At 46.3% G+C, this 18,058-nt stretch carries 15 protein-coding genes; 9 read left to right on the forward strand and 6 right to left on the reverse strand.

From position 1 onward, the window contains the following. On the reverse strand, nt 1–1,607 hold a 1,607-nt coding region (locus KSW37_RS08280), incomplete at its 3' end, for a VapE domain-containing protein (protein WP_217314035.1). Between the two features lie 155 nt (nt 1,608–1,762). On the opposite strand from KSW37_RS08280, the gene KSW37_RS08285 reads away from it, so the two are divergent. Further along, the gene (locus tag KSW37_RS08285; RefSeq protein ID WP_217314036.1) at nt 1,763–1,900 is read left to right on the forward strand and encodes a hypothetical protein; all 138 of its coding nucleotides are present in this window, start codon (nt 1,763–1,765) and stop codon (nt 1,898–1,900) included. A 263-nt stretch (nt 1,901–2,163) separates the two neighbouring features. Here KSW37_RS08285 and uvrA read toward each other — a convergent pair whose 3' ends face one another. The 3 genes from uvrA to KSW37_RS08300 form a co-directional block, all read right to left on the reverse strand. Continuing rightward, nucleotides 2,164–5,061, reverse strand: coding sequence for an excinuclease ABC subunit UvrA (gene uvrA, locus KSW37_RS08290; protein WP_217314037.1), 2,898 nt, complete (start codon nt 5,059–5,061; stop codon nt 2,164–2,166). A gap of 17 nt (nt 5,062–5,078) precedes the next feature. Beyond that, nucleotides 5,079–5,549 carry a 23S rRNA (pseudouridine(1915)-N(3))-methyltransferase RlmH gene (rlmH, locus tag KSW37_RS08295; protein ID WP_006846932.1) on the reverse strand — a complete coding sequence of 157 codons (471 nt, stop codon included), beginning with the start codon at nt 5,547–5,549 and terminating at the stop codon, nt 5,079–5,081. Nucleotides 5,550–5,628: 79 nt separating this feature from the next. Then, on the reverse strand, nt 5,629–5,949 hold the full coding sequence (locus KSW37_RS08300; RefSeq protein WP_217314038.1) for a DUF4491 family protein: 321 nt from the start codon (nt 5,947–5,949) through the stop codon (nt 5,629–5,631). Nucleotides 5,950–6,191: 242 nt separating this feature from the next. Here KSW37_RS08300 and KSW37_RS08305 point away from each other — a divergent pair, with 242 nt between their 5' ends. The 5 genes from KSW37_RS08305 to KSW37_RS08325 all read left to right on the forward strand — a co-directional run bounded on the left by KSW37_RS08305 (nt 6,192) and on the right by KSW37_RS08325 (nt 10,777). Further along, a complete protein-coding gene (locus KSW37_RS08305) occupies nt 6,192–7,943 on the forward strand; it encodes a phospho-sugar mutase (protein WP_117692724.1) in 1,752 nt (583 codons plus the stop codon). Nucleotides 7,944–8,151: 208 nt separating this feature from the next. After that, nucleotides 8,152–9,591 (forward strand): amidophosphoribosyltransferase, encoded by a 1,440-nt coding sequence (locus tag KSW37_RS08310; RefSeq protein ID WP_022120937.1) that lies wholly within the window; start codon nt 8,152–8,154, stop codon nt 9,589–9,591. A 270-nt stretch (nt 9,592–9,861) separates the two neighbouring features. After that, nucleotides 9,862–10,077, forward strand: a complete 216-nt coding sequence (locus tag KSW37_RS08315; RefSeq protein WP_153082004.1) for a DUF3791 domain-containing protein — start codon at nt 9,862–9,864, stop codon at nt 10,075–10,077. Continuing rightward, nucleotides 10,074–10,562 (forward strand): DUF3990 domain-containing protein, encoded by a 489-nt coding sequence (locus tag KSW37_RS08320; protein ID WP_217314039.1) that lies wholly within the window; start codon nt 10,074–10,076, stop codon nt 10,560–10,562. The genes KSW37_RS08315 and KSW37_RS08320 overlap by 4 nt, the downstream gene beginning before the upstream one ends. Next, entirely contained in the window at nt 10,559–10,777 is a 219-nt protein-coding gene (locus tag KSW37_RS08325; RefSeq protein ID WP_153082006.1) for a hypothetical protein, read from the forward strand. The genes KSW37_RS08320 and KSW37_RS08325 overlap by 4 nt, the downstream gene beginning before the upstream one ends. Nucleotides 10,778–10,831: 54 nt before the next feature. Here KSW37_RS08325 and KSW37_RS08330 read toward each other — a convergent pair whose 3' ends face one another. Beyond that, complete coding sequence (locus KSW37_RS08330) at nt 10,832–12,730, reverse strand: hypothetical protein (RefSeq protein WP_217314040.1); 1,899 nt, start codon at nt 12,728–12,730, stop codon at nt 10,832–10,834. 27 nt (nt 12,731–12,757) lie between these two features. Further along, nucleotides 12,758–14,065, reverse strand: a complete 1,308-nt coding sequence (locus KSW37_RS08335; RefSeq protein ID WP_217314041.1) for a carcinine hydrolase/isopenicillin-N N-acyltransferase family protein — start codon at nt 14,063–14,065, stop codon at nt 12,758–12,760. A 272-nt stretch (nt 14,066–14,337) separates the two neighbouring features. On the opposite strand from KSW37_RS08335, the gene KSW37_RS08340 reads away from it, so the two are divergent. From KSW37_RS08340 to KSW37_RS08350, 3 genes are all read left to right on the forward strand, one after another. Continuing rightward, nucleotides 14,338–15,351 (forward strand): helix-turn-helix transcriptional regulator, encoded by a 1,014-nt coding sequence (locus KSW37_RS08340; RefSeq protein ID WP_217314042.1) that lies wholly within the window; start codon nt 14,338–14,340, stop codon nt 15,349–15,351. A gap of 153 nt (nt 15,352–15,504) precedes the next feature. Then, on the forward strand, nt 15,505–16,833 hold the full coding sequence (locus KSW37_RS08345) for a TolC family protein (RefSeq protein WP_022120934.1): 1,329 nt from the start codon (nt 15,505–15,507) through the stop codon (nt 16,831–16,833). A 98-nt stretch (nt 16,834–16,931) separates the two neighbouring features. Beyond that, nucleotides 16,932–18,044 (forward strand): HlyD family secretion protein, encoded by a 1,113-nt coding sequence (locus KSW37_RS08350; protein ID WP_217314043.1) that lies wholly within the window; start codon nt 16,932–16,934, stop codon nt 18,042–18,044. Nucleotides 18,045–18,058 lie beyond the last annotated feature (14 nt).

Genomic DNA, 18,058 nt, shown 5'->3' on the forward strand with positions numbered 1-18,058 from the left:
ATCTCGTAGGGCAGCCAGCGACGGTTACCGGTAGGGTCGCTCAAAAACTCGGGATTGTTGCCCGTGCCGCAGAAGGTGTTGATATGCTTGCGCTGCTCGGCATAATGGCCGTATGCCGCCCTTTCGTTGGTATACTGCATCGTTACCACAGCCTTCAGCTGGTTCAGTTCCGACGGACTCATCGTGTCGAGCTCTTCATAACAGATGAGTGCATACTGCGAAAGGGCGATGATATCATCCTTCGTCATGCGCCTGGCATTTGCCTTCGTATAGAAGTATTGCTTCAGTTCCGGCGGCAGGAGATAGTTGAACCAGGTGGTCTTGTAGGCGCCCTGTCTGCCGATGAACACCAGGATGACATTGTTGACGGCACCTTCGTCTATCCATCCTGCTATCATCGCCACGAGCCATTTCCTGAGAGCTTCACTGAAGGGCATCACGGGGTCTCCCTTCAGCTTTACCGTGGCAGCGAGTTCGGCAATATAGTCCTTGTCGCCTTCCTGCCAGGGTGGGAGATTCTCCAGATAATCGGTGAAGGGATTGTAGGGCGGGCTATAGTCGCTCTCGATGACATTGATCATGTCGCTCTTGCTCACCCTTGCGGTTAGCGACATGTTGCTCCATAGCGTATTCAGATCGCGGTCCTGGAGGATTCGCCATTTCTCCTTCTGATACTCGTAGCGCAGGGTGATGAGGTTGAAGCGGAGTTTGATATGTCCGTCGAGGAAGTCTTTGATTTCATCTACGGTGGCATAGGGAATCTTTCCGGTTTCAGCCTTCGTCTTCTGTGGGTGAGTGGTGTTCTCGTAGCATGATTTGAACACCTGTTCTACGTCGTCGTATTCGGGAAACTGCCTGATAGCCCACTGGGTGGCTTCTTTCCTGTCGTACCGTTTCTTAGCCATCATGTAGCCCACCCGCATCACATACTGGTTGTGGTTGCCGGGTTCGTACTTTATCTTTTCGTTTTCCAGCTTGGGTTTGATGATCTGCTCATAGTAGTCGGCGATGCGTTCCTGTTTCTTTTTCTTCTGGGCGGTCTTGAGCGTAGCGGAATGGAAATGGCTGATTTCCTCGGCGCTGAAAGCTGTGGCTTCGGGATTGAAATAGACTTCGGGGTCGTAGGCGAGTCCGCTGAGCCTTGTGATGTTCTTGCAGAGCGGATCGCTTTCTTTGCCGATGAGATGCGCGTAGTAGTCGTTTCCCATGGCGAAGGCGGCGGGATAATCCTCGCCTTCGTAGCGGTAGATGACGCGCAGTCCGTTGCCGCTCATGGTAACGTAGCAGAGCAGGGTGTGGGCATCGTGGCAGATTCTCTCTTTGAGCGAGCGCAGGGTGCCGTCATCCGGTTTTTCTGTGATGTGGTCGAAGTCGACCAGTGACAGATGTGTGAGGTTCCGGATGTTGTCCTTGCCTTTTCCGCCTTCGAAGATGCAGGCTACGGCGAAGAGGGGTGCATCGTGCTTGTACGACTTATTCCCCGTTTTCCGGTAAGACTCGGTGAAAAACCTGAGTTTCTCATCTTCCTTCATGAAGGTTACCAGGCCTTCCAACTGGCCAGGTGAAGGAATCTTGCTGGCCATATTAATGAATGTACTGATGTTCATATTCTCTTAAAATTGTTAGGTCTTGATACAATATATGTATCGGTTATTCGTTCTGTTATAAATCTTCTGCAAAGATAGTAAAAAGAAAATAAAAAAGAGTTCCCGTAGTGGGAACTCGTATACAATAATTATAAACAATTTAAAAAAATTAAACAATGAAGATTGTTAATTTTATCGCAGACAACAGCCGTTTCGGCGTTGTTCTGAGTGAAGTGATGAAGAACCATCGTGTATCTGGTTCTGATCTGATGTCTTATGCTGGGATGCATAAGGAAAACGTTTTTACAATCTAAAAGGGTAAGGGCGATTATCGGCTCAGTGTTTATGTGAGGATTGTTTCTGCTCTTCGGTACTTTATCGAAGATCCGGCAGAATACGACCGAGTAAAGCAACGACTTATCGAAGCAGCCTTCGATGATGGTTACTTTTTTAATAAATAATACTTTTGAATTGGATTTTTAAATTAAAAAGTGGAATCCGGCAGTTGCCGGATTCCACTGATATCGTATTTTCACCCTGTGCGGGTGGGCTTTCGCAGATTTTATATCCCCAACTCTTAACGCAAGAACTTTCCGGTAAGGCTTGCCTTGCAGGCAGCTACTTCTTCCGGAGTTCCGGCTACAACGAGATTGCCGCCCTTATCGCCGCCTTCAGGACCGAGGTCGATGATATAGTCGGCACACTTGATGACATCCAGATTGTGCTCTATCACTACCAGCGAATGGCCCCTTTCTATCAGGGCATTGAAGGCATGGAGCAGACGCTTGATGTCGTGGAAGTGAAGACCCGTGGTAGGCTCGTCGAAGATGAAAAGCGTAGGCTCCTGTTCTTCCTTACCTATGAAGAAGGCGAGCTTTACACGCTGATTCTCACCACCCGAAAGCGAACTTGAATTCTGACCGAGTTTGATGTAACCCAGACCTACATCCTGAAGCGGCTTCAGGCGGTTTACGATGATGCGGCAGTTGTCGAAGTCGCCCTCGTTACGCTGCAGCTTTTCATCGCTGAAGAACTCAATGGCCTCGTTTACCGTCATGTTCAGCACATCATTGACGTCTTTTCCGCCATAGCGAACCTCCAGGATGTCGTGCTTGAACCGCTTGCCCTTACAAGCCTCGCAGGTCAGCGTGAGGTCTGCCATAAACTGCATCTCGATGGTAACATATCCCGCACCCTTACATTCCTCACATCTTCCGCCTTCGGTATTGAAAGAGAAGTACTGCGGCGTGAATCCCATCTGCTTAGCCAATGGCTGGTTGGCAAAGAGGGCACGTATCGCATCGTATGCCTTCAGATAAGTGGCAGGGTTGCTGCGGGTACTCTTTCCGATAGGGTTCTGGTCAACAAACTCTACATGATGGATGCTCTTCCAGTCGCCTTCCATCGATGTATATTCGCCTGGGGCATCTGCTACGAGGTCCAGACGGCGACGCATGGCAGGATAGAGGATTCCCTTGATGAGCGAACTCTTGCCTGAGCCTGATACACCGGTTACACAGGTGAAAACATTGAGCGGTATCTTAACATCGATGCCGCGCAGATTGTTCATCCGGGCTCCCTTGATTTCGATATACTGGTTCCAGGCACGGTGGCTCGTTGGCACCTTTATCTCCTCGTTGTGGGTAAGGTACTTGATGGTATAACTCTCCGGATATTCAGCCAGCAGCTTTTCCTGTTCAGCCTTGTCGGTGGTAGAATATTCTGATGACGGACCGGCGTAGACCACTCTTCCGCCCAGTCTGCCGGCATCTGGACCGATATCGATGAGATAGTCTGCTGCCCGCATAATCTCTTCGTCGTGTTCTACCACAACCACCGTATTGCCCAGTTGCTGCAGTTCTTTCAGCACCTTAATCAGTCGGGCGGTATCGCGGCTATGGAGTCCGATACTAGGTTCATCGAGGATATATACGCTACCCACGAGCGATGAGCCCAGGTTGGTGGTCAGGTTGATGCGCTGACTCTCACCGCCGGAGAGGGTGTTGGAGAGTCGGTTGAGCGTAAGATAACCCAGACCAACATCCAGGAGGAACTGCAGGCGGTGGGTGATTTCGGTGAGCAGACGCTTGCTGATTTCCTTCTCATGCTCAGAGAGTTCCAGTTTCTTGAACCATTCGCTCAGGTTCACAATCGACATCTCAACCAGTTCGGTGATGCTCTTTCCGCCAATCTTCACATAGTTGGCTTCCTTCTTGAGTCGCGTACCATGGCAGTTAGGACAAATCGTCTTTCCACGGAATCGGCTAAGCATCACGCGGTATTGTATCTTGTACTGGTTCTCCTTTACCATTCTGAAGAAATCGTCGATGCTCACCCTTTCCTGCTGTTTACGTTTCTTCTCGCCAGGCAGACCGTGCCACAGCCAGTCCTTCTGCTGCTGAGTCAGTTCGAAATAAGGCTTGAAGATAGGGAAGTCGTATTCTGCAGCTCTGCGGATGAATTCCTTGAGCCACATACCCATCTTTTCGCCTCGCCAGCAAACCACACATCCGTCATAGACGCTCATCGAAGTGTTCGGGATGACGAGTTTCTCATCGATGCCTATTACGCTGCCGAAACCTTCGCAGGTAGGGCAGGCTCCGAGAGGGGAGTTGAAGGCAAACATATTGTCGGTAGGCTCTTCAAACTGCATGCCGTCAGCTTCGAACCGGGTAGAGAAGTCGTAGCAGATATTGCTTGGCAGGAAGACGAGGCGGCAGGCTCCATCTCCCTCATAGAAGGCAGTTTCGGCAGAATCCATCAGTCGGCTGATATCATCCTTCTCATCGCTTACCGAAGCACGGTCGATGACCAGGAAGATTTCTTCATCCTTCTGCTGCATTCTCTTTCTCAGTTTGTCGCCGCTTACTTCCAGCAGTTCCTTGTCAGCCTGCTCCATGAAGTCTTCTATGCGTACGAATTCACCTTTTATATATATACGCGCGTAACCTTCCTGGTTGTACATCTCCAGCTGTTTGCCCAGACTGCGCCCTTCGATGACGTGGATAGGGGCGAGGATGACAAACCTGGTGCCCTTGGAATACTGTCGGGTGCAGGCGAGTACATCTTCGGTAGTATGGCGTTTCACCTCCTGTCCGCTGATAGGCGAATAGGTTTTTCCGATGCGTGCGTAGAGCAGTCGCAGGTATTCGTAGATTTCGGTGTTGGTGCCCACGGTAGAGCGTGGGTTGCGCGAAATCACCTTCTGTTCGATGGCAATGGCCGGTGGCAATCCCTTGATGAAATCACATTCCGGTTTGCTCATACGTCCCAGGAACTGGCGAGCGTATGAAGAGAGCGACTCCACATAGCGGCGCTGGCCCTCAGCATATAAGGTATCAAAAGCCAACGATGATTTTCCCGATCCGGAGACACCCGTAATGGCAACAAACTTGCCCTGAGGTATCTTCACATCGATATTCTTGAGGTTGTTGGCTCTTGCCCCTTTTATTTCTATATATTTATCTTTTGGCATATTCTTTTTTTTTACCTTTATTCATGGTGGTAAGGTTCACCTTTTATAATAGTACATGCGCGATAGAGCGCCTCGGTAAAGATAAGGCGCACCATCTGATGCGAGAAGGTCATCTTGGAGAGGGAAATCTTCTCGTTGGCGCGGTCGTAGACAGACTGTGAAAAGCCGTAAGGACCGCCGATGACAAAGACGAGCCTGCGGGCAGTAGCCTGCTTGCGCTCTATCCATTTGGCAAATTCGATGCTTCGGAATTCCTGTCCATGTTCATCCATCAGCACCACGGTATCCGAAGGCTGGAGGAGTTTCAGAATCAGTTCTCCTTCCCGTTCCTTCTGCTGCTGTTCGCTGAGACTCTTGGTGTTCTTGAGCTCAGGAATGGTTGTTATGTTGAAAGGCATGTAATGGGTGATGCGTTCAGCATAATCCTTGATGCCCGCAATGAAATGCTTGTTTACGGTCTTTCCGACCAGAATGAGTTCTGTCTTCATTTCGTTGGCGTTTTCTTCCTATACACTTTACACTTGAATTGACTTTCACTTCGTCCGTCGAACGTTGTTTCTTCGTTCTTCACTTCTTCTCGTCCCTGTAATATCCTGTTCCTATTCTTTTCGGATTCTTCGGGAACCAGCCTTTCTCGCAGCGTTGTCTCTGTTCGAAGAGTTCACCGATGCTCCAAAGGCATGAAGCACCTACTACGCCCAATATGGCAGAGAAGAGCACGTTGGCAACCAGGAAGGCAGCTCCTATGCAGATGATGCCCGCAACGAGGAACACCCACCAGAACCGGGTGCCCGTATAATATTCCGTCTTCATAACGATAGGGTGAAAGATACCTATTATTAAAAAAGTGGATACGGCGATGATGACGCCCGTGTAATATACTTCCATATTCTATCTTTTTATATTTTGTTCATTCAACTATTGCTATCTTACCAATACAATATTGCTAAATATTAGCCTTATTCTATTTTCAATACCATTTCAAAGTGCAAAAATACAAAAAAAACTTCAAACATGTTTGGTTTATCAAATATTTTATATAACTTTGTACGCAAATAGAGAAATTATGCATTGTTTTCGTGCACATCATTCTCGATAAGAATTAATTAATAACATAATATAATCAAACTATGGCTAATAACGCAGAATTGATCAAGCAGTGTGAAGAAAGAGCACAGCAGTGGCTCACACCTGCTTTTGACGAAGAAACCCGTAAGGAAGTAAAGGCAATGCTCGACGCAGAGGACAAGTCTGCTCTCGTTGATGCATTCTATCAGAACTTGGAGTTCGGTACTGGTGGTTTGCGCGGTATCATGGGCGCAGGTACCAACCGCATGAACAAGTATATCGTTGGTATGGCTACTCAGGGCTTTGCTAACTACATCCTCAAGGCTTTCCCTGGTGAGGAGAACCTTTCTGTAGTGGTAGGTCACGACTGCCGTAACAATTCCCGTCTCTTCGCAGAAACCGTAGCTGCCATCTTCTCTGCCAATGGCATCAAGGCTTATCTCTTCGAGAGCCTCCGTCCTACACCAGAGATTTCTTTCGCTATCCGTGAGCTCGGTGCAAAGGCTGGTGTCAACGTAACTGCTTCTCACAACCCTAAGGAGTACAATGGTTACAAGGCTTACTGGAGCGACGGTGCTCAGGTTCTGGCTCCACACGATACTGGTATCATCGAGGAGGTGAACAAGGTGACTATCGACCAGGTGAAGTTTGAGGCTAACTGGGATAAGATCAAGATTATCGGTGGTGAGATGGATTACGACTACATGACAGCCGTTCATTCTGCTATGATTGACCAGGATGTCATCAACCGTCAGAAAGACCTCAACATCGTTTATTCAGCTATGCATGGTACAGGTCGCGTCATCGTTCCTCTCTGTCTGCGTTCTTGGGGCTTCCAGAACATCAATGTAGTTCCTGAGCAGATGGTTGTAGATGGCAACTTCCCAACAGTAGTTTCTCCAAACCCAGAGAATGCAGAGGCTATGACCCTCGGTATGAAGCTCGGTACCAAGCTGAACGCTGACCTCGTGGTTGCTACTGACCCAGATGCTGACCGCCTGGCTATCGTTTGCCGCGACGACAAGGGTGAGTGGATGATCATCAATGGTAACCAGACAGCCATGATGTTCTGCTACTACATCATCGAGAACAAGAAGAAGTTGGGTAAGTTGAAGCCAACAGACTTCCTCGTAAAGACCATCGTTACAACAGAGGTAATTGCTGAGATTGCCAAGAAGAACAACGTAGAGTTGCGCGACTGCTACACCGGTTTCAAGTGGATTGCACGTGAGATTGCTATCTCTGAGGGCAAGCAGCAGTACATCGGTGGTGGTGAGGAGAGCTTCGGCTTCTTGCCATACGATAAGGTACGCGATAAGGATGCTCCAGCATCTATCTGCCTCATCTGCGAGATTGCAGCATGGGCTAAGGATCAGGGCAAGACTCTCTACGACCTCCTGATGCAGATTTATGCAGAGTATGGCTTCAGCAAGGAGTTCACTGTAAACGTAGTTCGCCCAGGTAAGACTGGTGCTGACGAGATTAAGCAGATGATGGCAGACTTCCGTGCCAACCCTCCACAGGAGTTGGGTGGCAGCAAGGTGGTAACCTGGAAGGACTACCAGAGCCTGGAGACTAAGCATGCTGACGGCAGCGTAGAGAAGCTCGATATGCCTGCTACAAGCAATGTACTCCAGTGGTTCTGCGATGACAACACCAAGGTAAGTGTCCGTCCATCAGGTACAGAGCCTAAGATTAAGTTCTATATTGAGGTTAAGGATCCTTCATTCAAGTGCGCTGGCTGCTACAACCGCTGCACAGCTGCTGCAATGGATAAGATCGAGGCTATCAAGAAGAGCCTGAAGTTGGATTAATTTCATAGGAAATCATATCATGGCGCTCCGGTAATTATTGCCGGAGCGCTTTTCGTTTCAGTAGCCGTTTATTCTTCTCGAAATAGGGTAGCAAGTTACCCTCATTATCATGTTTTTACAGAAAAAAAGCAAAAAGACTTGCATATTTTCTGATTTTTATTTACCTTTGCACCCATATTACAAAATTATAACATATAATTATACTCTTATGGGAGGCATTTTCGGAACTATTTCCAAGAAAAGCTGTGTCGCTGATCTCTTTTACGGCACAGATTACAACTCACATCTCGGCACACGCCGGGGCGGTTTGGCAACTTACAGTAGTGAGAAGGGCTTCGTGCGCTCTATCCACAATCTGGAAAGTTCATACTTCAGAACGAAGTTTGAACCTACACTCAACAAGTTTGAAGGAGCTACATCGGGCATCGGCGTGATTAGCGATACAGATGCCCAGCCACTCATCATGAACTCTCATCTTGGCCGCTTTGCCATTTGCACTGTAGCTAAGATAGTAAACAAGGATGAACTTACTCAGCTTCTGCTCGAAAAGAACATGCACTTTGCAGAGATGTCTTCGGGTAGTACCAATCCTACTGAGTTGGTGGCTCTGCTCATTATTCAGGGTAAAACCTTCAGAGAAGGTATCGAAAACGTTTTCCATCACATCAAAGGTTCCTGCACCATGATGATCCTTACCGAGGATGGCATTATCTGTGCGCGTGACAGTTGGGGACGTACTCCAATCATCATCGGCAAGAAGGAAGGTGCTTATGCGGCTTCCAGCGAAACCACCTCGTTCCCTAACCTCGATTATGAAACAGCATATGAGGTAGGACCAGGCGAAATCGTGAAGATTACAGCTGATGGCATGGAGCAGATCCGTCCTGCCAACAAAAAGATGCAGGTTTGCTCTTTTCTCTGGGTTTACTACGGATTCCCTACATCTACCTACGAGGGCAAGAATGTAGAGGAGGCGCGTTTTACCAATGGCTTTAATCTCGCCAAGACCGATGATGTGGAGGTAGACTGCTGTAGCGGAATTCCTGATTCGGGTACAGGTATGGCGATGGGTTATGCTGCCGGCAAGGGTGTGCCTTACCAGCGCTGTATTGCCAAGTATACTCCTACATGGCCTCGTAGCTTTACTCCTAGCAACCAGAGCATGCGTTCATTGGTAGCCAAGATGAAGCTGATTCCTAACAAGGCGATGCTGAAGGGCAAGCGAGTATTGTTCTGTGATGACAGTATCGTTCGTGGTACCCAGCTTCGCGACAACGTGAAGGTGCTTTTCGACCAGGCAGGCTTGAAGGAGTGCCATATGCGTATTGCATGTCCTCCATTGGTATATGGTTGTCCGTTCATCAACTTCACTTCTTCAAAGAGTGATATGGAGCTGATTACCCGTCGCATCATCGAGAAGTTTGAGGGCGATGCCAACAAGAATCTTGAGAAATACGCTACCACCGGTTCTCCTGAGTATCAGAAGATGGTAGATGAGATTGCCAGCCAGTTGGGCTTGACTTCCCTGAAGTTCAACACCATCGAGCAGCTGGTAGAGGCCATCGGTCTTCCAAAGTGCCAGGTATGTACCCATTGTTTCGATGGCAGCAGCGCATATACTCTGAATGAGTTTGCTGATGAAGACTAATTCATCTTTTTGCGAGATAAATAAATATGTAAGTGGCGAAATGAGTAGGCTGACAGTCTGCTGGTTTCGCCATTCTTCGTTTGTTCTCTTCTGGATAAGCAAATACTTTGTGATACATTTTTGTGTTAAAATATCGAATATTCTTTGAATTATCAGATAATTACCGTATTTTTGCAGAAAGGTTTTAAAATAGAGATGATTATGAAACTATCAGATTATAGCAATATAAAATCAACTATGTGTGGCTGAGCCACAGAAAGGAGAATAATAATGAATAAAGAAAAACAAGGCAAGGCTGTATTTGTGTCATTCTGCATAGAACAATATGCTAAGGCAAAGAATATGTCTACAGAAGATGTAGTGAATTTGTTTGAACAGTATGGCATAGCTGAGCATTTCTGTGAATTCTATGAAGTGCTTCATACACAAGGTGGTCAGTGGCTGATAGAAGAAATTGACAAAATGATAAACGAAAGAAGAAAATGAGCATAATTTATCATGGAAGTATTGAGGAAGTTAGAAATCCGGAAATACGTCAACCTAACCGTTCTCTTGACTATGGGTTCGGTTTCTATACAACTACTTCTTACGAACAGGCAAAGAAATGGGTAGAGAGAAGAATGAAAGATAAGGGAGTAGCTGTCGGATACATAAATATCTACGAGTTGGATGATAACGCTCTAAAGAATATGAAATCACTCTTCTTCGAAAAAACAACAGAAGAATGGGTGAATTTTGTTATGAGGAATCGTACAGATAGACAATTTATCCACGACTATGATGTTGTGTATGGGCCTGTAGCAAACGATAGCGTTTACACCCAATTCGCACTCTATGAAGGCGGCATCATCAGTTTGCCTACTCTCATTAAAGAGTTGAAAACTTATAAATTAGTTGACCAGTATCTTTTCCATACAGAGAAGTCACTGCTTGCCATTAAATTTGTTGAATCAGAAATCATACAGTTATGAGTGCAAAAATAACACAAGACAATCTTTATATGTTGTTGCCATTGAAGATTGGATGGCTTGCTCCTTGGCTCTCGCAAGACAAGGGTATAAGTCTTACAGATGCCATCAATCGTATATATCATTCACAACTATATAAAAAGCTGTCTACAGAAAGTACCAAATATTGGCATTTAGGTCCTGTGGACTTGTATAATGAACTGAAGGAAGAACTATAAGAAGATAGGTCTAGCGACCCCGCAAAGCACGGTGTTGCTAGACCTATTTTTATATTATTTCTCGGCAAAATCTTCTTTTGCATAAATCTTGTTACAATCGATGTTGGAGATATCCCACTGGAGAGACAATTCCTGATTGTACTTCTTGTATTTATAGGTTTTGCCATTTACTGTGGTAAACTCAACCTCGTAATTATCTGCTATTCTCAATGGTGGAGTTGTAATGCTGGAACCATTCTGCAGGGTAGATTTATAGCTCCAGATAGCTTTCTGTTCTCCCTTCTTGTAAATCTCAACGTGTGAGATGGCAACTTTGTCGTTCAGATTGTTTGTGAACTGAAGCGGTGCATAGCGATCTCGTGTGAAAGGATGCAGGTCGAAGATGTGATTAACATTTCCTATGTCTGTAAAGGTAAGTGTATGAAGATCTGCTCCGGTTGAGATAAAACTCATGGCACCATAGGTTGGCCTAGCGATAAACCTGATGGCTATAGGCGATTCATCCGAATTGTCTGCCATTTTAGGCATATACCATGCCCATGCAGCATTCACTTCGGCAGTAGCTTTATATATGTTGGAATTTCCTTCCTCAAATCCATTCTTACTTTTCCATCTGAAATATGGCAGGTTCTTGAATACCAGCTCATAGGCTGCAATGTTCTTCCTCTGCGTATTCTTGATGTCCATGTCGTTAATGGTATAGGTCTTGGAGTGAGTCCATGACCATCCAGCCTTCATGGTGTATTTTGCTTCAGCATATGGGATGTCTCCCTTGGCTCCTGCTGCTACGGATAGCCCAGCTTCTACACCATGAGTATGAGAAGAGGTATAGGTAACCTGGTTAATCGTTGTTTGTGGACTAGGTGTTCCGCTCGCTGTAAAAAATATATTGTCTGTACCCAATTCCGTATATACCTTTTTGCCATTCTTTGTCTCACATTTCAACGGGATACATTCCATGGCGAATGCTTTGCCGTAGAAACCGCAAATACGTACATATGTACCTCCGTGTCTGTTCGACCATCTACCCTTGTACATGTCATTATTGCTTACGCTTGACGACATGTTCACTATATAGTAATCGCCCGAACCTGCCTGGCCCTCATAGCAATGAACCTGATAGATGTCAAACGAAACATTGATGGCTCCGCTGCCTTCGATATAATCCCGTTTCGACAATGCCAGATGGCGAACTTCCTTTTTGTCATTATAAGTAAAAGTCTTACCATAATGGTACTGGGTAAAATCCTTGCTGAGGTCATCATCCCCATTTGAATTTTCTACTTTCTTTTCTTCGTATTTGTTCATATCTGCTACCCATCCGTTCAGATAGGTATAGATGTCGTTGTCCCCAAGTTCCGGGTCTACAGCATCCAGGTCGGCCATCTCATCACCGGAGCCGTCATTATTCTGGTCTTCTTCCTGCAGTTCTGGCTGATTCCATTCCACGTCATCAAACAGATTGGTATATGATTGGGTTTCAGCCGCTTCCTGGCTATTGTCAACGAATACCTCGTCCAGGTTAGGTTCATATACCTTGTAGCTATACCCCTGACCGTCCGTAGCCGATAGCAGAATATCATCAGAAGGCTGGTAGGTTGCTACAATTCCGCCCTGCTCCATAACTTGCTCAGCTTCCTTCTGGTATTTTTCCCCAGCAGGGATAATCAGCAGGTCGGTTGATTCCGAAACCGTGGCTTGTCTGTTAGGGAAGAGGAGTTCACAGGCTTTCGTCATTTCAGCCTTTTCGCCCAATCCCAGCATTACAGTATTGCCCTTATATTGAACTCCAGTTATAGCGCTGTTGAAATGGGTTTCTTCATCTGATGGTGGAAAGTTTTCCGCAGAAGACGTTTTGTCATCATCCGAACAGCCTGTAAACATAGTCAGCGAAGCTATGAGAAGCATCACCAAGTAAGTAGCCTTGTTTAAAAATAATGTTACTTTTTTCATAATCTTGTCCATTTACCAGTTAATGTGTTATTTTGCATAGAACGTAAACTTGTTCTTGTAATCTCTGTTCACGCAGACGGTTGCCTTGCGCTGGGAGAGATTGTATACCACCGACCACTGGGTATGGCTCGTTGGATTGCCTGGAGTTTCTGCCTGACTCACACCATTGAGCAGATTCATGGCTCCTTCCTCTGACAACTGGTTACTGTTCTGCTTGATGACAAATTCCATCATGTCGTAGCGGGTCTTGCCGTGGTTCGAGAGTTTCGGACCTTTATCTGAACATGCCATGGTTTCAGATACATAGAAGTTGCTGGCATAGCGCTTTTCTATCACCTCGCGGGTGTTTGGCAATACGTCAGGATATTTGAAATGAGTCTTTCCGTCCTCTCCCGTATATTCATCGTCGATGTAAATCTTGCTTTGGTGATCCTTGTCATATACGAATTCTACGATGGCATAACGGCCCGTGGCATCTGCCATGTAGAAATGATAGTTGCCGTCATTATCCGGTATCCAGAGGTCATATCCGTCCAGAATCTTGAGAGCTTCATCTACAGTTCTTGCATGATCCAGCATCATGCGTAAGGCCAGGGTTGTAGTCAGTTTCTTGCCCGTGCTTGCCTGCTGGGTTGGCTTGCCGTCGAGATGGAGTACGGATACGGCAAAGCCGGCCTCGTTCATGCCGTCCATCAGAAGATATGGAAATGCCATGATATAGGACAGGTCTTGTGTCTTATGTTTCTCAAACTGTTCCTTGTTATATAGGATGTAATGCCAGAGATCCTGCCGGTAACCTATCCAGTAGGCATCTACCATACTGATGGATTTCAGTCCACCTTCTGGAGCCGTGCGAACCAGGGCTGCTGCAATCGGTTCATTATCGTGAGAGTAGTCAAAGTTGCGCCCCATCAGATAATCACCAGTATCTGGTGTCGTAACAGCAAAGGCACTGCAGCCGGCATCCAGCTTGACTCTTGCCTTGAGCCAGGATGGTGTTTTGTCGCAGAGGGTTTTCAATACGGCACCAATCAGTTGGGTGTTGTCGGTAAGATTATAGCCTGATATGGTAGAGAGTTTGTAATCCTCCGTATAGTCAAGATAGAAGAATCTTCCGTCTTTCAAGTCCTGGATAGACCGGACCATCTCCAGTTTCTTGGCATCGGTCAACAGACTGGCTGGTACGTCCTGATAGTGTGCCTTATTGTTTACTTCTGGGCTGTCATCATCGCTGCATGAAGATAGCAGAAACATACAGAATGTGATGCTGAAACTTAAGCATAAAAACAGAAACCATTGTATGTGCTTACTGTTGAAAGTGATATTCTTTTTCATACGTAATTAGTATTAAATGATTGATAAATGATTTGAATTTTCAAATGCAAAAGTAATGGAAAACCACTCTCGGTAGGGAGAAAAGTACACTGAAAAATGCTGATTTTTCTGGAATTATAAAAAAATATCCCTCAAAATACATCAAAACCAATCTTTTTTATTATTTTTGCAAGAAGAAAAAGCGATTCGTCTGTCTGTGCAAAATGATTCGTCAGTCAGGGCAAACCTGCCTCATCTGTCAATACGAAATAATTTATCTATCCATTATGAATATGAAAGAAAAGAACGCAAAGATATCTAAGATACATCAGTTAGGGTTCTCTTTCCTGAAGAGAGAATCTAATTACTTGGACCGCCAACGTCAAGCTATCCTTGTGTGTTTCTCCGTGATGCTCTCTTTGGGCATCCTGTCAAATATCCTGGGCTTTTCTGGAGCCTTTGATCCGTTTTTTACCGTGTCTAACATCGTTTTTCTGATAGTCGTGTTATCCTCCTTCACGGCTTATCTCTTCGGGAAAATCCCAATGGTGAGGGCAATCGTTTGTATCGCTATCGCCACCCAGTGTTTTATCGGAGCTGATATCCTCTACAGTGCCTTTATGCCTACGCTGAAAGATAACAGAATGGTGATTCTCATCAATATGCTTATCCTTTCAGGCAACATGTTTTTCTCGCTGGCGGCTTATCAGGCGCGTCTCACACGCTGGCTGGTGGGAATAGCTTTTGGGGTTTATATATTGAGTGTGATTGTAACGGGGGATGAATCGCTCATGGATTATTTCTTCATGATGATGCTCATATTGCTTTTTATCAGCGTGCTGAGTCTGGCTGTTGCCAGAAACGGTGAGTATCTTGTCAATGCGAACAGAACGTTGCAGCGTGATGAGGAAGAACTGCTCCAGGTGCTGAAGATAAACAAAAAGCAGATTAAGGCATACGTGGCTCTGGCGAAGGAAAGGCATGATGTTAAACTTACCGCGCATTTGCTGGATCTTCTGGGTGAGGCTTCGCAGAAGAATGTCATAGACAATGTGATGCAATATCTCCAGACCCGCGAATTGAGCAAACAGAACATTGAACGCGTCTTTCCCGAGTTGAGTGCCTCTGAACAGGAAATCTGTTACCTTATCCTGCAGAACAGAAAGCTGAGTGAGATTTGCACGCTGCTCAACAAGTCGGAATCGAACATCACTACCCAGCGGGCCAACATCAGAAAGAAGTTGGGAATGGGCTCTGCTGATAACCTGAAGAAGGTTCTGGAGAAGCGCATAGCTGAAAGTCAGTAGGCCGATGAGGCTGATACTGAACCATATCCTGTTATTTTCGGAAATTTTGAACATATTGTGATAAGATGTGAATAGTCATTTATCACCGAAAAGCCGTACCTTTGCACCCAGATAATGAATGAAACGTAAATCAATAGAAATCATTAAGAAGAAATGAAGAAAATAATCATCTTATGTTTCGCGCTCGGAGCTTTCCATACACTTGGCGCACAGGAGACGCTTACGCTTAGCCAGTGCCTGCAGATGGCAGTGGATAACAACCTGTCGCTCCAGAGCAGCCGAAACGAAATAGCTAAGGGAAAGTACGCTATCAGCGAAAATCAGGCTAAACTCTATCCGCAAATCAATGCGGTGGCACAGCTCAACGACAACTTTACGCCGCCTGTTTCGGTTACCGACGGCTCGGCTTACGGCAAGCCTTATAATGTAACCAAGACGTTGCAGTATAATGCTTCGGCGGGTGTACAATTGCAGATGCCACTGTATAACCAGATGATTCTTACCGCCATCGACATTACCAAGATTGCCGATAAGCTCAACCAACTCTCTTATGAGAAGGCGCGTGAAGACCTCATCGTCCAGACTGCCAAGATGTATTACATGGCGCAGAACACATCTGAGCAGATTCGTCTGACGGATGACAACATCAAGCGACTGGTAGAACTCAGAAACATCACCCAGGCATTCTATGACAACCAGATGAGTCTGGAGGTCGATCTGAAGCGTGTGAATCTCAATATCGAGAACCTCACCGTGCAGCGCGATAACGCCATCGCCATGCTCGAACAGCAGTATACCATGCTCAAGTATGTGATAGATTATCCTGCCGAGAAGGAGATGAAGGTGACAGCCGTAGATCCGGGAAAGATTGAGATGGTGAAGGCTGACGGACTGGATACGGGACTCTACGAACTCCAGTTGCTGGAACAGAAGAAACTGCTCACCCAGAAGCAGACCAAACTTGCCAAGGACGGCTATCTGCCATCGCTCTCGCTGACCGGAAACCTGATGTATTCTGCCTTTACCGATAGGATAGATCACTGGATTCATTCGGGCGAATCAAACCACTGGTATGGTTCCAACGGTCTGGGCATCCAGCTGAGAGTGCCTGTATTCGATGGCTTTGAAAAGCGTTCTAAAATCAGAAAGGCGAAGATAGAGGAGGAGAATGCACGCATCGGTTACGAGGACGCCCTGAAGGGACTGCAGGCAAACTATATGAATGCGGTGAGCGAGGTGAACAACAGTCAGCGCAACTACAAGAAGCAGTTTGATAATTATACCATGGCGCAGGATGTTTACAACGTAACAGCCGACCAGTATAAGGAGGGTGTGGCTTCGATGACAGCGGTGCTGCAGGACGAGATGCGTATGAGCGAGGCAATGAACAATTATCTCACAGCCTACTATCGCTACAAGGTTGCCAATCTCTCGCTGCTCAAGTTGACTGGACAGCTCAACCAGATTTCGGTTGCTAAATAACAGAGAAGAATAAATCATTAAAAAATAAAACATAAACAGGAAAACGGGATGTAAAAAACTTTACTTCATATTCCCTGATTCCAAATTACAATAAAACTATGGAACAGAACGAAAATAAAAATGTAGAAACTGCAGAGGCTACACAGGTATCTCACGAAGAAACCAGGAAAAAACTCAAGAAACAGCGCGTAAGACAGATTATCGCCAGTCTGATAGGTGTTGCTATCCTGGCTTTCGGACTCTGGAAGATCGTATGCCTCTTCCTCGATTATAGCTCTAACGAAACGAGCAATGATGCTCAGATAGAGCAATATCTCTCACCGGTTAATCTCCGTGCATCCGGCTATATCGCCAAGGTATGCTTCAGAGAACATCAGGAAGTACACAAGGGAGATACCCTCCTTGTGCTCGACGACCGGGAGTATCGTATCCGTCTGATGGAGGCTGAAGCTGCCCTCAAGGATGCCAAGGCTGGAGCCAATGTCATCAACGCTACAGAGCAGACCACCGAGACATCAGCTTCTATCTATCAGGCATCCATCGATGAAATAAATGTACGACTAGCCAAACTTGCCAAGGACTGCGAACGCTATCGCAACCTGGTAGAAAAGAAGGCGGCTACTCCTATACAGCTCGAACAGCTGGAGGTAGAATATGCTGCTACCAAGAAGAAACTCGAAGGGGTAAAGAAGCAGCAGGCTGCTGCCTATAAGGGAGTAAACGAGGTAACTACCCGCAAGCAGAATGTGGCTGCCTCCATCGAACGTGCCGAGGCTGCCGTAGAGATGGCAAAGCTGAACCTCTCTTACTGTGTGGTAGTGGCTCCTTGTGATGGTAAACTGGGGCGCCGCTCTATCGAGGAGGGACAGATGGTGAATGCAGGAACCACCATTACCTACATCATTCCAACCAACAACAAATGGGTGATTGCCAACTATAAGGAAACCCAGATAGAGAATCTCTATGTAGGACAGAAGGTGCGTATGACCGTAGATGCCATCAGTAACAAGGAGTTTGAGGGTACGGTGACCGCCATTTCTGGTGCTACCGGTTCGAAATATTCGCTGGTACCTACAGACAATTCTGCTGGCAACTTTGTTAAAATTCAGCAGCGTGTGCCTGTAAGAATCGATTTCAACAACCTCAGCAAAGAGGATAATGAGCATCTTGCTGCCGGCATGATGGTGGTTGTCAAGGCTGAGAGAAAGTAAAAAACAGCTAGATG

The organism is Segatella copri (assembly GCF_019127135.1).
Taxonomy (GTDB): domain Bacteria; phylum Bacteroidota; class Bacteroidia; order Bacteroidales; family Bacteroidaceae; genus Prevotella.

Coding starts and splice junctions, on each gene's coding strand:
- KSW37_RS08335 (WP_217314041.1), bottom strand. CDS start 14,065: ATGAAAAAGAATATCACTTTCAACAGTAAGCACATACAATGGTTTCTG.
- KSW37_RS08305 (WP_117692724.1), top strand. CDS start 6,192: ATGGCTAATAACGCAGAATTGATCAAGCAGTGTGAAGAAAGAGCACAG.
- uvrA (WP_217314037.1), bottom strand. CDS start 5,061: ATGCCAAAAGATAAATATATAGAAATAAAAGGGGCAAGAGCCAACAAC.
- KSW37_RS08320 (WP_217314039.1), top strand. CDS start 10,074: ATGAGCATAATTTATCATGGAAGTATTGAGGAAGTTAGAAATCCGGAA.
- KSW37_RS08330 (WP_217314040.1), bottom strand. CDS start 12,730: ATGAAAAAAGTAACATTATTTTTAAACAAGGCTACTTACTTGGTGATG.
- KSW37_RS08340 (WP_217314042.1), top strand. CDS start 14,338: ATGAAAGAAAAGAACGCAAAGATATCTAAGATACATCAGTTAGGGTTC.
- KSW37_RS08350 (WP_217314043.1), top strand. CDS start 16,932: ATGGAACAGAACGAAAATAAAAATGTAGAAACTGCAGAGGCTACACAG.
- KSW37_RS08310 (WP_022120937.1), top strand. CDS start 8,152: ATGGGAGGCATTTTCGGAACTATTTCCAAGAAAAGCTGTGTCGCTGAT.
- rlmH (WP_006846932.1), bottom strand. CDS start 5,549: ATGAAGACAGAACTCATTCTGGTCGGAAAGACCGTAAACAAGCATTTC.
- KSW37_RS08325 (WP_153082006.1), top strand. CDS start 10,559: ATGAGTGCAAAAATAACACAAGACAATCTTTATATGTTGTTGCCATTG.
- KSW37_RS08300 (WP_217314038.1), bottom strand. CDS start 5,949: ATGGAAGTATATTACACGGGCGTCATCATCGCCGTATCCACTTTTTTA.
- KSW37_RS08315 (WP_153082004.1), top strand. CDS start 9,862: ATGAATAAAGAAAAACAAGGCAAGGCTGTATTTGTGTCATTCTGCATA.
- KSW37_RS08285 (WP_217314036.1), top strand. CDS start 1,763: ATGAAGATTGTTAATTTTATCGCAGACAACAGCCGTTTCGGCGTTGTT.
- KSW37_RS08345 (WP_022120934.1), top strand. CDS start 15,505: ATGAAGAAAATAATCATCTTATGTTTCGCGCTCGGAGCTTTCCATACA.